Raw genomic sequence first — 12,187 nt, 5'->3', positions numbered from 1 at the left:
CACCATCAAACCAAGAAAAGTAACTAACCGCAGAATGAGAATTCTGTGCATTTTGCTCTTATTTATTGTTTTAAGTTCACTAGTCTTTTATCTTGATAAACATAGAGCGTGGCCCCCTATTATCACTTTTTTATCTTGTAAATATATCTTGCATACTATAAAACCGAAGTGTATTTTTATTTTTCAGAAAAATAAAATAATAATACAGAATTTATTGTATAATGTTGTAAAAAGATGTCGGAGGGATTTAATGTTAAATAAAATATCTCAATTCACAATTAAGCTTTCATCAATTCTTTTATCACTCTTACTATTATTAAATTTACCTTATTTATTTATCACTCAACAAGGATTTACCTTTCAACCAATTTATTTTTTTAATCAGATCGTTACCATGTTAAAACAGGTCTTCTCCCCTGAATCATTAGTGATTATAGGATCAGACCCGAAGTTTGGCCATTTCAAAAAAACACCATTATTTCCAACTGTTTTAGAACCTTACCTATATTCATTTACTATATTATTTTCAGCCTTTTTTCTTGCTCTCTTTTTATCATCCAGCATGGCATTTTTTTATTTTTTAGCAAAAGATTATATAAAAAAATGGATAAACCGAATTGTGTTCATATTAGAAGCTGTCCCTGATATGATGATGATGATTTGTTTGCAAATATTTTTCATATGGGTACTTCAGAAATTTGGGGAATCTCCTGTCACTATTATTTCTTTTAATGAAAATCGAGCTTATTTACTCCCTATTTTATCATTAGCTGTCTTACCTACATTACAAATGTTTCGGATGATTGTGTTATACATAAAAGAAGAACAAGGAAAACATTACGTAGAGGTTGCATATGGAAAAGGCCTTTCATCAAGTTATATACTATGCATTCATTTATTCAAAAATATATCTATCCACTTCTTCCACCATTTAAAAACGATTTTTGTTTTCTTACTTTCTAATTTATTCATTTTAGAACTTGTTTTTAATATGGAAGGCATTATTCAATTTTTATTTAATAAGGCGTTTGTTTCACCTCCAGCTGCATTTATCATACTTGTTATGATTATTTTACCGTTTTATGCCATTTTCCAAATAGTCTCATTCATGATGAATAGATGGAAAAAGCAATTGAAAGGAGTATCATTATGAAATCTATTTGGAAATCAAAACGCTTTTTAATCGGCTTTACTTATCTATTCATACTTATTTCAGCTAGTTTTATTTATAGTTGGTTCTTTAAAGATAACATCCCAAAACCTCCTCAGTTACTTTACAATGACAATAACGAATTACTTGGAAAGGCCCCCTTTCCGCCATCGTTAATTCCACCTTTTGGATCTGATCGTTTTGGAGAGTCTGTTTTCTTACAAATTGTAGAAGGAGCAAAATTCACTATTTTATTAGCAGTGGCAATTAGCTTCTTTCGAATTTTATGCGGAACATGTATAGGAATCCTCTTAAGTTTATTTGCTCCAAAACTCAAGAGATTTTTCCAGTCATGCTCAGAAGTTTTTTATTATATTCCAACTCTATTTATCGCATTCATACTCATCACGCCCGTTAATATTATAATCACATCAAATGCTGATGGGGTAGATCCAAATATTTCATTTATGTTTTATCAAGTACTCGTACTTATTTTCGTCGCTCTGCCTACACTTTCTTTATACATATCCTCAGAGGTTGATGAATTTATGAAACGAGATTACATCTTAAGTTCACAATTACTGGGTGCTAGCCGTTTTCATATTATTAAAAAACACTTACGAGTCTTATTACTTGACCGCTTATTTGTATTATTTATGGAACATATCGTCCAAACACTCATACTCGTTATCCATTTAGCGTTGCTTAACATTGTAATTGGCGGGATACAAATGCGTGAACTCTATGACGGAGTGCTTAAACCTGTTTCTCTATCTAATGATTGGGCAGGTCTTATTGGATTAAATCGTAATGAAATGAATCTTTCATGGTGGATTATTTTTTATACTCTCGCTTCATTCTTTATTACGATTCTATTTATTAAGCTTATGACCATCGGGATTCAAGATGCACTGAAAGCAAGAGATTCGCAAATTGTAGCAATTCAAAACGTTCCAGATCATAAAAAATTTGTTAAACATAAAGATTCCTTTTCGTTTGCAAATAAAGTAAACCTTTAATCATTTCTCATTAATCAAGTATTAATTGGCATTGATATTAGTAGAAAATAAAGAAGATGATCCCTATTAAATACAGGGATCATCTTCTTATACTGTCTAACTTTTTTACATGTCCTTTGCTAGACTCATGCTTTTTATATTTAAAGTGAATTATTTGCAAGCACAATTATGTTTTTTAAAATCAATTACCATACGCCCTTGAATTCTACCTTGTTCCATTTCTTCGAATACATTTTGTACTTTATCTAGAGAACAAGTTTGAACAACCGGCACTACTTTTCCTTCTGCCCCGAACATAAATGCCTCCTCCAGATCCTTACGAGTACCAACTAGAGAACCAACTACTTCAATTCCATCCAGTACAAGTCGTGGGATGTTTAAGTCCATTGTTTCTACTGGTAGCCCTACTGCAACTACTTTACCGCAAGCACGTACTGCATCAACTGCTGAGTTAAAGGCTACTTTAGAGACTGCTGTTACTACCGCAGCATAAGCGCCACCAAACTCCTCTTGCACAATTTTATCAGCAGGACCTTGAGAAATTGGATTGATAGTCATATCAGCACCAACTTCTTTTGCTAAGGCTAATTTGTCATCATTAATGTCTACTGCGATTACCTTTGCACCAAATACATTTTTAGCATATTGGATAGCTAAGTTACCTAATCCACCGCAGCCATAGATTACAATAGGTTGACTAGGTTTAATATCTGATACTTTAATAGCTTTATATGTAGTTACACCAGCACAAGTAATTGATGATGCTTGAGCAGGATCTAATCCTTCTGGTACTTTTACCGCATAATCAGCTGTAACGATACATTGTTCAGCCATACCACCATCCACTGAATAACCAGCGTTTTTAACTTCACGGCAAAATGTTTCTCTACCAGTTACGCAATATTCACAACGTCCACAAGATTGGAACATCCATGCAATACTTACACGGTCACCTATCTTTAGTGAAGTAACATCATCAGCTATTTTCGTAACAATACCTACACCCTCATGACCAAGAATACGGCCATCAGTATTACCAAAATCATGATTCGCAACGTGTAAATCAGTGTGGCAAACTCCACAATATTCTACATCTACTAACGCTTCACCTGAGTGTAACGGACGTAATTCTTTTTCAATCACTTCGATGTTTGCTTTGCTGTTTTTATTAACCACTACTGCTTTCATATGTGATCTCCCCTTTAGTGTTTTAGCATTTTAATGAGTTTATCTCACAACTACTTTCTTCACTACTTTGGCTAGTTATTGTACCAAATTTAAGTGTTCAATCATCATTACATCTTCATCATAACATGACACTTCATAAACAACTTGTGAAATTATGAACAATATTTGAATCATTACACAAATCGGTCTTTATTTTAAATTTTTAAAAATGAGAGTTTATCATTGACTATAAGTAAGTCACATATTTCTAAAAGAAAATAAATTAACAAACTTCTTACCGATAAAAAAGCTCTTCACTCAATATTTTCTACATGTAAACACTTAGTTTCACAGTAATATCCTTTGCCACCAACATAAACTTTTTCTATTTTATTTTTGCTATTGGTTGCTAATTTAACTAATATTTCAGAAGGCGAGTGTAAAGAATAGCCTTGTTCAAATACATAGACTTCTTTTTGCAAGTAGTGCTGTTCATAAAGGTAGCAAGCTAATGCACCGTTTGAAGTTCCAGTCGCTGCTTCTTCATTGATGTCGTATAGCGGAGCAAAATTTCTGCATATAATTCGATTGTCATTAAAAGTATATAGATGCATCCCGACAACATTATAATACTTGCTGATTTCTTTAATTTTTTCAAAATTAGGTTGCAGTGCATGTAATTGTGTTTCACTTTTTATAGGAATTAAAATATCTTTTAAGCCCGTGGAGACAATTTGAATTGGGTATTTATTTTCTATATCTTTACTATCAAAACAGTCGATGAACTCGTTTGGAGATACAACATCATAGAATATCGGTTTATTTTGTTCCATGAATATGATGTCATCTTTTATAGTAATAGTAAGAACACCGCTGTTCGTTTCAATCGTATAGCGATTCCTGAAAAGTTTATTTAAATGCATCAGTATCGCGAAAGAGCCAATTGTGGCATGACCACATAAATCAACTTCTTCTTTTGGTGTAAAATACTCAAATTTATAATCAGCAATTTCAGATTCTGATATAAATGCGGTTTCCGCATAGCCCAGTTGTTTGGCTATTTCCATTTTTTGAGTAGTGGTCAATGTATTCTCAATAAATACCACTCCTGCTTTATTTCCGCCTTTATGATCCTTACTAAATGCACTTGCAACATAAACAGATATTTTCATAAGACACCTTCCTCACTTATAGTAAATTATAGTATAGAAAGCACTACATATAAATTCCATTGGATAAATTATCCCTAAAATAAGAAACAAACTATTTTTAGCATTTGAACTCTCCAAAAATAGTTTGTCTACAGTCTGAAAGCTCTTCATTTGAAGAGCTTTTTTTATATTCGCTTCATCGAAATCGTTTCACGTATACTTTGTAAATTTTTTAGAGTTTCCTCTTGTCGTTGCAACGACAACCCTACATACAAAGTATCTAATAAGCTTAACTGTGCTAATCTTGATGAACTTGCTTCTGTGCGGAATTCAGTCTCACGTGTTGATGTATATAACGTTATATCAGCAAGTTGACTTAATGCTGATTTCTTATAGCTCGTAATCGCAATAATTTTGGCCCCTCTTGCTTTCGCTACTTCTAATGCTTCAAGTAATCCTTTATTGCTACCAGAATGAGAAATACCAATAACAACTGAATTTTCCGAGAGTAAACCTGCTCCCATAATTTGAAAATGCGAATCAGTATGAGCGATACAAGAAATACCCGTTCTCATAAACTTATGATACGCATCCATTGCAATAATACCAGAGCCACCATTTCCATAAAACTCAATTCGACTTGCTTCTTGTAAGGCTCGTACAGCCTGCTCAAGTGCCGTTTCATTAAGCAAATGTAAAGTATCTTGCAGTCCTGTAATATGCGAATGAAAAACTTTTTTAGCAACAGTTACCATACTATCTTCTGCTGATACCTCTTCATGGATATTTTGCATCGGTGTATGTACAATTTCACGAGCTAATGTAATCTTTAAATCTTGAAAACCTTGCAAACCAAGGTTTTTACATAAGCGGAATATCGTAGCTTCGGAACTATTCGTAACTTCAGCTAATTCTGTAATAGATTTATGTACAACATCTTGTGGATGTTTCAAAATATGTTCGGCAATACTTCGCAATTTCGGTGATAAACCATTTAACGAAGCCTGAATCTTTCCAATCCCACTTCTTGTACCAGGCATAGCATATCCTCCCCTTCCATCGTAGCTTTATCCTGTAAAAACCGATTAGTTAAACTAATCATCAGTGGGGATGGTCCTCCACTGATTAGAGTTTCACTTTATTGTACCTAATTATCGAAAGAAGAAAAACCTATATTAGGGATTACTATAATTTTTAATTGCTCCTATGTATTCTGTCATACGATATAACAGAATTATTCATACTTATGAGTAATTCTCCCCATGTTTCACTGCGTATAATGCGGCTTGCGTACGATCATCCACTTCCAATTTAGCTAAAACGTTTGAAACGTGTGTTTTCACAGTTTGTTCTGTAATATGAAGTTCTGCTGCAATCTCCTTATTGCTTCTTCCTTTTGCAATTTCGCGAAGTACCTCTTGTTCTCTTTTCGTTAACATTGAAAAAGGATTTTCTATTTCCTTCTTTACTGCGGAACGCCCCATTAATGCAGGTGTTACTTTCGGGTGAAAATTCGCATTTCCTTGCTGTACTGCAATAATAGAAGCGACAAGTTGCTCAGGTTGTACTTCTTTTAATTGATAACCATCTGCTCCAGCTTCAAGTGCTGGTATAACATAATCTTGCTCTGAAAAACTACTTAATATAAGTACCTTTATCGTCTCATCGTATTGCTTTAGACGTTTTGTTGCCTCAATTCCATCCATTTTCGGCATCGATACATCCATTAGTACAACATCCGGTCTTTCTTTTTGCACGAAATGTAATGCCTCTTCGCCATTTTCCGCTTCCCCAATAATTTCAAATTCTTCTCTCGTTTTCAAAAAGAATACAAGTCCTCTTCGAACGATATGATGATCCTCAACTAGTAGCAATTTAATCTTCAATCTTATTCTCCCCTTCAAATCGGCAATTGAATTTCTATTTTTGTACCCTTTTTCAGCTCCGTTATAATTTGAAACGATCCCTTCATTAACTGAATACGTTCCTTCATACTTTTCAGACCAAGTGCTGATTCCCTTACTTGTTCTTGTATAAATCCTATTCCATTATCTTCTATGTAAAAATGTAACTGGTTATTTTCTATTTTTAAAAGAACATGTACCTTTTCACACGAAGCATGCTTTTTACAATTATGTAGCGCCTCTTGGCTAATACGCCATAAAACTTCTTCTATTTCATCCCCAATTGAAACCATCCCATCAATTCGAACTTCCACTTGAACTCCTAATAACTTCCCGTAATTTTGAATTGCTTCCGCTAATCCTTTCTCTAATCCTTCAGGTCTTAATTGCCAAATTAATAGCGTCATCTCTTGTAATGCTTCTTGTGATAATTCTCCAATATAACTTAACATCTCTTGCAATTCTCTATCTTGCGTCATATTCAGAGTACCTTTCGCTGTTAGCATAATAGAAAATAACAATTGTTTTACTGAATCATGTAAATCACGTGCAAGTCGATTTCTTTCCGCTACCACTACATATTTACGTTCTTTCTCAACTAATTGAATACGTTGTATTGTCGTTCCAATTTGAAATGCAATTGATTCTAATAACGCTAACTCTTCCTCTGAAAAATAAGTTTTATGAGGTGCAGCCACATTTAGTAGACCAAATTTTTCTAATCCAGACCTAAGCGGAATAGTCGCATGATGTGTAACATCTTCTGTCTCTCCCCAATTACATTCAATTGCATCTTCTATTCGCTTACATTCAATAATATTAGTCGCTTTTTCCAATCTCCCATTTACAAAACGTTCTACACACCAACAGTTTCCTTCACACATCGGCTTCTTCTTTTGCCACGTAAGAGCCTCTGGTAAATTTTCGTCTACAAGCATGCTGTGCTTTCCACTTTCATCAATAAAGAATATCCACCCTGTTTGTAAATTCATTACTTGTAACAATGTATGCAACACTTTTTCTAACATATCCTGTAAGTTTGTTGCTTCATTTAATAATTCAGCAATTTCTTTTAATGCTTCTAAACGACGCATCTCTTTTTCTTCAAAGTTCATTCTCATCACCAACTACAATTATAACATTAAGAAATTTCTAAATTCTATAAATAAAAAAAGAACCGAATTCCTTCAGCCCTTTCTTTATATCAATCATTTTATTATTGTTATTCTATCCAATTTTGGAAGCAGAATTTTTGTTAACAAACGATTCTACTTTAGCTGTCCGATAAAGATTGTCCACCATGGATATGCTGTAAACCTTCAGTAGTAACAACCATATTCGCTGCTGGCATTTGCACTTGATTCTTATGGAACATAGACATTAATTCAAATCTTACTTGTCTAGAAGTTTCAAAATAATCTTCTGGCTTTATTAAACCTGTAATACAAAATTCATAGCCAACATATTTCAAGTTAGGATTTAAGTCTGTAACACCGACGTATTTAAATGGTTCAACAGCCTCATCCTCTACTCTATAAAGAGTTTGATTCAATTTTTCATTGCATATAACACAGACTTCTTCTAACAATTCCTTCACTCTTGTTGGATCTTCCTGATAACTTACCGTGATGCGTTCAATTACACGCATCCATCCTTTATTAAAATTTTGTATCGTTCTAATCTCTCCGTGCGGGATGGTAAGTAGTTTTCCTGACCATTCACGAATTTGCATAAAACGAATACTAATCTCTTCAATAGTTCCTGAATTTGTTCCGTTAAAAGTTACAAAATCACCAACTCGAAACTCTTTGTCCGCTAATCTTGCAAAACCTAATATAACATCTTTTAGCATCTGTTGTGCAGCAAAACCGATGACAACTCCAGCTATCCCTGCACCTGCAATAATACTTTTTATATCTACAAATTGGCTAATTAAATATATGATAAGACTGATGATAATGATATATCTAAAAATAGATCGAATTACACTTTGAATCGTCTGCTCTACCTCTTCATCAAAAAAGCTTGATTTCCTAAAAAACCAATCAATAATACGGTTTATTACAAAAGAAATAATGATTAAAACTAAAGCAAATAGTAAAAATCTTAAAAGTAAAAACTCCCTTACATAATTAAAAAATTCTTCAGTATACGTTAATAAACTCATCCATCCACTTCCTTACTAATTAAGAAATTCATAATCGTCTCAGTTTTTTCTAGGAAAATCTATTATCCTAATCTAAAATGCCACTACCCTTACTATGTATTTTGACTTTATTACTAATTCAGTTTATACAGTATGTCTAGATGTTCTTTTCCTTTCCCTTTAAATATACCCTTTTTAATAACCTAAGGGGGAGCAAATCGTGAAATTTTTTCAACGTTACAACTTTATTCAGCTCATTACGATTTCAACTCATTTATTCATTAACTACGTAAAAAAAGAGCTGAATTTATCAGCTCTTTTATTCGATGTTAATTGTTGTCTTACTGTTTTTTTCTTCTTTCAGTTTTGGTAATTCTATTGTCAGTACGCCATCTTTATAATTTGCTCTAACATTTTCTTCCTCAACTTGTTTAAAACTAAAGCGTCGAGTTACAGAACCTATAGAACGTTCTTTACGAATATATGTGCCATTCTCATTTTTTTCTTCTACTTCATTATGGTTAGTTGCTTGAATCGTTAATACATCTTGTTCAAAATCAACTTGAATGTTTTCTTTTTGAAAACCTGGTAAATCTGCTTTCACAGTATATTTATCAGATTGCTCATGAACATCTACTTTAAAAGTATCCATGTTCAGTGGCTTAAAGAAAGCATCTGTCATCCCTTCTAATAAAGAAGGCCCAAAATCAAAAATACCATTTTGACGTTTTGTTATCTCTGGAAATAAATTACGCATATTTTTTCCTCCTTATTATTTATGAATGAAAGATTATCTCTTTCTGCCTTTATTATAACATTTGGTCAAAAAAGGTCAAAGATTTTGTTTGACCTTTTTTGATGTATATTTTACCAAATAACACAAATAAGTTATATGTCTTCTCTCCCCTTATAAAGAGGAATATATTTACATAATAACGAATAGTTTATTTGCTCTTATTTTTTCTTACGGAGGTTACATACAATGGGATATATTGAAGAACTTAGAAAAGTTGTCGGATCAAGACCACTCAATTTATTAGGCGTTGCGGTAGCTGTTTTCAATGAACAATGACAAATAAAAGAGACCTTTTTTAAAGGCCTCTTTTTTCACTTCACTTCTGCATGTAAGCATGACTTAAAATGTCCAAGTGCAAATTCATGCCCTTGTGCATTAAAAGATGCAACCGCCTTTTCATAAACAACAATTTTAAACCCTTTATTATAAGCATCTACTGCTGTATGAAGAACACAAATATCAGTACAAACACCTACAAGATGAACTTCTGCTATTCCTCTTTCTCTTAGCTTCATCTCTAAATCCGTTCCAGCAAACGCACTGTATCGCGTTTTATCCATATAATATACATTCTCAGCATTTTTATATGTTTCGTATACTTCTTGTAACTCACCGAATAAGTCTCTACCATTTGTACCTGCTATATTATGAGGAGGAAATAATTTCGCTTCGGGATGATATTCATCATTTTCTTCATGTTTATCAATTGCAAACACTACGTAATCCCCATTTTCAATATATTGCTTCGTTATATGTACAATTTCATTCTCAATTTCTTGTCCTGGTTTTCCGCAAGTTAAAGCACCTTTTTCCGCTACAAAATCATATGTATAATCAATATTAATAAGAGCTCGTTTCATTACTATCTCTCCTTCTTCTGTTTCACAGTAAACAATAGAAAATTTGTTATTACGACATCGTATGTACTATTCGACATTTCAAATGAAATACCTACATTTTTCTTGCAAAACTCACCTTAATCCGAGTTTATCATAAAGTGAAACTTTAATCATTGGAGAGGTTGTTCATCTCCAATGATTATCAGCCCTCATCAATCGTGCATTTACAGGCAGTTGATCTCCCACCTAATCTCCTCACCTATACCGAGTTTTAAGGTAAGGTCTTACTGCCCGTTAGTGCGGGATATAATAGATAAACAATGGTAAAACAAATAGCTCCTATTAACAAGTCATGAATTTGATAATTGAGCGTTATTTGCATAAACTCTTATATCGTAAACCAAATTACTGCCATCATTAGGCTAATCAAAATGATACGAATACACCGATTCACGTATTCAGCCTCTTTCTCTGTCATAAGTAACAAGTGATTACTTCCTATTTAATCGTATTAGAAAATGAAATAAGTTATTCACTCTTGCACACTCTAGTCCAAACAAAAAAGCACACTACTTTTTGAGTAATGTACTTTTTATTCATATTAAGACGCTGGTTTTGTCTCAAATGTTGCTTGATTAAAACTAATAACCTTTCCTTTCGGGTCATTGTTTTCATACTGAACTGCAGTAATTGTATGACTACCTGTTTCCAGCGTTTTTTCTTTTAACTGCACTGTTGTCTGCGTTGTACTAGTTACTTGATGTTTATCCGTATACATTTGATCTACAAATACGAATGTTTCTTTATCACTTTGAAAATTAGAAAGTTCTAATTCAACTTGCTGAATTAACGTATCCTTTTTGATGAATACAGTCGGTATATTGCCGTTTTCAGAAGTACCATCTGGAGTAATAACTTTTACTTTCCCTTCTCCAATTGACATTGCTCCTTCAGGAAATACAACCATATTCTCATCACTTGCGTTTACAACTTGTTCTTCCTGTTTTGATTGCGCGTCCTCTTTTTCCTGTGGAGCACCGCAACCAACTAATAACAATACAGACAATCCAGTGATTATGAATTTTTTCAAAATTCATCCCCCCTGTAACTTCATTATAATTTATTATACAAAAATAACTTTTAAATTTTGAGACTACTTTCAACACTTTCATGAACAAATAGAATCTTGCTCACGATTAATGTATCATACTTTCCTTAATAGAACATTAATTTTTTTTATGAAATAAATAGTAATTCCCTCTTATCTATCATTTTAGCCCAACATATGAATTACATACCCTCAAAAATAAAAAGACATTGTTAGTTCAATGTCTTTTCTATACAGCAATTAAAAAACAAACGTTGTAATCTCATCTACTTCTTTTCTTGGAAGTTTCTTCGGTTTATCTTTCGGAAATCCGAGTGAAATAACCATATTTATTTGTTTTTCAGGCTCAATTTGTAAATATTGGCGCAGTTCATCTTGAGCTAGCAATACTGGCCCTGTCATTGGACAAGTACCAAGTCCCTTTGCATGTGCAGCTAACATTAAGTTTTGTGCCGCTAAACAGCTACTCTTAATGCCTTCTTCTTCCCAAACTGAATCTGGAACAAAAGCAATTGGATCAAATATCTTTTCACGGAACTTTGATTCATATGGTGTTGCCAAACATACGATTAATACTGGTGCCTCCGAGAAAGCTGTTGCATATGGTCCGAAAGAACGTGTAAGTAATTTCCCTGCTTTCTCTTCTCCATTTTCTGCTGCTTTTGTCGCAAGTTTATGTAATGCATCCCATGTCATTTGTTCAATTTCTTTAATCTTCTCTCGATTCATGATAACTAAGAATTCCCACGTTTGTGAATTCGTATCACTTGGTGCGTAACGAGCACAATCAATTATTTCTTTTATATCATTAGTAGATACTTCTTGATCTGTAAACTTTCTAACACTTCGTCTTCCGTGAATTACTTCTTTAAAATCTTCATAATTCATATATTAAATCCCCTTTTTA

General features: G+C 33.1%; 12 protein-coding genes and 1 pseudogene. 2 read left to right on the top strand and 11 right to left on the bottom strand.

Going from position 1 to position 12,187, the window contains the following annotated elements; genetic code table 11:
- Positions 1 to 250: 250 nt before the first annotated feature.
- Together NST86_RS11235 and NST86_RS11230 are read left to right on the top strand one after the other, a co-directional pair.
- A complete protein-coding gene (locus NST86_RS11235; protein ID WP_016117741.1) occupies positions 251 to 1,153 on the top strand; it encodes an ABC transporter permease subunit in 903 nt (300 codons plus the stop codon).
- Positions 1,150 to 2,169, top strand: a complete 1,020-nt coding sequence (locus NST86_RS11230) for an ABC transporter permease (protein WP_016117740.1) — start codon at positions 1,150 to 1,152, stop codon at positions 2,167 to 2,169. The genes NST86_RS11235 and NST86_RS11230 overlap by 4 nt, the downstream gene beginning before the upstream one ends.
- 150 nt (positions 2,170 to 2,319) lie before the next feature.
- Here the strand turns inward: NST86_RS11230 and adhP are convergent, their stop codons facing one another.
- From adhP to NST86_RS11175, 11 genes and pseudogenes are all read right to left on the bottom strand, one after another.
- Positions 2,320 to 3,357, bottom strand: a complete 1,038-nt coding sequence (gene adhP, locus NST86_RS11225) for an alcohol dehydrogenase AdhP (protein ID WP_016117739.1) — start codon at positions 3,355 to 3,357, stop codon at positions 2,320 to 2,322.
- A 293-nt stretch (positions 3,358 to 3,650) separates the two neighbouring features.
- The gene (locus NST86_RS11220) at positions 3,651 to 4,508 is read right to left on the bottom strand and encodes a PhzF family phenazine biosynthesis protein (RefSeq protein ID WP_000704317.1); all 858 of its coding nucleotides are present in this window, start codon (positions 4,506 to 4,508) and stop codon (positions 3,651 to 3,653) included.
- Positions 4,509 to 4,672: 164 nt separating this feature from the next.
- A complete protein-coding gene (locus NST86_RS11215) occupies positions 4,673 to 5,527 on the bottom strand; it encodes a MurR/RpiR family transcriptional regulator (RefSeq protein ID WP_001119646.1) in 855 nt (284 codons plus the stop codon).
- 204 nt (positions 5,528 to 5,731) lie between these two features.
- A complete protein-coding gene (gene casR / locus NST86_RS11210; protein WP_000694631.1) occupies positions 5,732 to 6,373 on the bottom strand; it encodes a two-component system response regulator CasR in 642 nt (213 codons plus the stop codon).
- 14 nt (positions 6,374 to 6,387) lie between these two features.
- Positions 6,388 to 7,485 carry a two-component system sensor histidine kinase CasK gene (casK, locus tag NST86_RS11205; RefSeq protein WP_170962673.1) on the bottom strand — a complete coding sequence of 366 codons (1,098 nt, stop codon included), beginning with the start codon at positions 7,483 to 7,485 and terminating at the stop codon, positions 6,388 to 6,390.
- Positions 7,486 to 7,664: 179 nt separating this feature from the next.
- On the bottom strand, positions 7,665 to 8,558 hold the full coding sequence (locus NST86_RS11200) for a mechanosensitive ion channel family protein (RefSeq protein ID WP_000055434.1): 894 nt from the start codon (positions 8,556 to 8,558) through the stop codon (positions 7,665 to 7,667).
- 298 nt (positions 8,559 to 8,856) lie between these two features.
- Positions 8,857 to 9,294 (bottom strand): Hsp20/alpha crystallin family protein, encoded by a 438-nt coding sequence (locus NST86_RS11195; protein WP_001245052.1) that lies wholly within the window; start codon positions 9,292 to 9,294, stop codon positions 8,857 to 8,859.
- 350 nt (positions 9,295 to 9,644) lie between these two features.
- Positions 9,645 to 10,193, bottom strand: a complete 549-nt coding sequence (locus NST86_RS11190; protein ID WP_016117736.1) for a cysteine hydrolase family protein — start codon at positions 10,191 to 10,193, stop codon at positions 9,645 to 9,647.
- A gap of 250 nt (positions 10,194 to 10,443) precedes the next feature.
- A pseudogene (locus NST86_RS11185) lies at positions 10,444 to 10,650 on the bottom strand (hypothetical protein).
- A 123-nt stretch (positions 10,651 to 10,773) separates the two neighbouring features.
- Positions 10,774 to 11,262, bottom strand: a complete 489-nt coding sequence (locus NST86_RS11180; protein ID WP_000713496.1) for a hypothetical protein — start codon at positions 11,260 to 11,262, stop codon at positions 10,774 to 10,776.
- A 258-nt stretch (positions 11,263 to 11,520) separates the two neighbouring features.
- On the bottom strand, positions 11,521 to 12,168 hold the full coding sequence (locus NST86_RS11175) for a nitroreductase family protein (RefSeq protein WP_001105290.1): 648 nt from the start codon (positions 12,166 to 12,168) through the stop codon (positions 11,521 to 11,523).
- Positions 12,169 to 12,187: the final 19 nt, after the last annotated feature.

This window comes from Bacillus sp. FSL L8-0199 (assembly GCF_038005705.1).
GTDB lineage: Bacteria > Bacillota > Bacilli > Bacillales > Bacillaceae_G > Bacillus_A > Bacillus_A cereus.
Note: the sequence above shows the minus strand (reverse complement) of the source record. Positions and strands in the feature narration are given on the sequence as shown.